The sequence below is a fragment of the Vibrio sp. 10N.286.55.E10 genome (assembly GCF_002872555.1).
Taxonomy (GTDB): domain Bacteria; phylum Pseudomonadota; class Gammaproteobacteria; order Enterobacterales; family Vibrionaceae; genus Vibrio; species Vibrio crassostreae.
This window is the reverse complement of the sequence record NZ_MCSD01000033.1, coordinates 1-1575: the sequence shown is the minus strand read 5'-3', so window position 1 is coordinate 1575 and position 1575 is coordinate 1. Positions and strand designations below refer to the sequence as shown.

The following is a 1575-nucleotide window of genomic DNA, read 5'->3' as shown; positions in this document are numbered from 1 at the left end:
TATCTTCGTATAAGGAGGTGATCCAGCCCCAGGTTCCCCTAGGGCTACCTTGTTACGACTTCACCCCAGTCATGAACCACAAAGTGGTGAGCGTCCTCCCCGAAAGGTTAAACTACCCACTTCTTTTGCAGCCCACTCCCATGGTGTGACGGGCGGTGTGTACAAGGCCCGGGAACGTATTCACCGTAGCATTCTGATCTACGATTACTAGCGATTCCGACTTCATGGAGTCGAGTTGCAGACTCCAATCCGGACTACGACGCACTTTTTGGGATTCGCTCACTATCGCTAGCTTGCTGCCCTCTGTATGCGCCATTGTAGCACGTGTGTAGCCCTACTCGTAAGGGCCATGATGACTTGACGTCGTCCCCACCTTCCTCCGGTTTATCACCGGCAGTCTCCCTGGAGTTCCCGACATTACTCGCTGGCAAACAAGGATAAGGGTTGCGCTCGTTGCGGGACTTAACCCAACATTTCACAACACGAGCTGACGACAGCCATGCAGCACCTGTCTCAGAGCTCCCGAAGGCACACCTGCGTCTCCGCTGGCTTCTCTGGATGTCAAGAGTAGGTAAGGTTCTTCGCGTTGCATCGAATTAAACCACATGCTCCACCGCTTGTGCGGGCCCCCGTCAATTCATTTGAGTTTTAATCTTGCGACCGTACTCCCCAGGCGGTCTACTTAACGCGTTAGCTCCGAAAGCCACGGCTCAAGGCCACAACCTCCAAGTAGACATCGTTTACGGCGTGGACTACCAGGGTATCTAATCCTGTTTGCTCCCCACGCTTTCGCATCTGAGTGTCAGTATCTGTCCAGGGGGCCGCCTTCGCCACTGGTATTCCTTCAGATCTCTACGCATTTCACCGCTACACCTGAAATTCTACCCCCCTCTACAGTACTCTAGTTCACCAGTTTCAAATGCAGTTCCGAGGTTGAGCCCCGGGCTTTCACATCTGACTTAATGAACCACCTGCATGCGCTTTACGCCCAGTAATTCCGATTAACGCTCGCACCCTCCGTATTACCGCGGCTGCTGGCACGGAGTTAGCCGGTGCTTCTTCTGTTGCTAACGTCAAGAGATGCAGCTATTAACTACACCCCCTTCCTCACAACTGAAAGTACTTTACAACCCGAAGGCCTTCTTCATACACGCGGCATGGCTGCATCAGGCTTTCGCCCATTGTGCAATATTCCCCACTGCTGCCTCCCGTAGGAGTCTGGACCGTGTCTCAGTTCCAGTGTGGCTGATCATCCTCTCAGACCAGCTAGGGATCGTCGCCTTGGTGAGCCATTACCTCACCAACTAGCTAATCCCACCTAGGCATATCTTGACGCGAGAGGCCCGAAGGTCCCCCTCTTTGGCCCGTAGGCATTATGCGGTATTAGCCATCGTTTCCAATGGTTATCCCCCACATCAAGGCAATTTCCTAGGCATTACTCACCCGTCCGCCGCTCGACGCCCATTAACGCACCCGAAGGATTGTTAGTGTCGTTTCCGCTCGACTTGCATGTGTTAGGCCTGCCGCCAGCGTTCAATCTGAGCCATGATCAAACTCTTCAATTTAAGATTTTGT

General features: G+C 53.2%; 1 rRNA gene. It reads right to left on the bottom strand.

The annotated features are described in order from the left end of the window. Nucleotides 1–10: 10 nt before the first annotated feature. A 16S ribosomal RNA gene (locus tag BCV39_RS16500) occupies nucleotides 11–1565 on the bottom strand. Between the last annotated feature and the right edge of the window lie 10 nt (nucleotides 1566–1575).